1 pseudogene is annotated in these 237 nt (G+C 71.3%); it reads right to left on the bottom strand.

What is annotated here, in order from left to right:
• Positions 1–92: 92 nt before the first annotated feature.
• Positions 93–237, bottom strand: a pseudogene (locus SB751_RS35175) (efflux transporter periplasmic adaptor subunit); the annotation flags it as partial.

Genomic DNA, 237 nt, shown 5'->3' with positions numbered 1-237 from the left:
CGCGAAGCCGCCGCCGAGCAGGATGAACAGCGCGATCACCCATGCGAACACGGGGCGATCGATGAAGAAACGTGCCATGGTGTATGAACCGGTCAGGTTTGGCGGGCGGGCCCGGCCGCTGCGGCCTTCGCCGGCGGTGCCTGCTCGACGGGCTTCACGACGGTGTCGGGCGCGAACTGCGCGGCGTCGTCGACGATCACGCGCTCGCCGCCCGCGAGGCCGCGCGTGATGCGCCAG

This window comes from Cupriavidus sp. SIMBA_020, assembly GCF_046535395.1.
In the GTDB taxonomy this organism is placed as follows: Bacteria; Pseudomonadota; Gammaproteobacteria; order Burkholderiales; family Burkholderiaceae; genus Cupriavidus; species Cupriavidus campinensis.
Note: the sequence above shows the minus strand (reverse complement) of the source record. Positions and strands in the feature narration are given on the sequence as shown.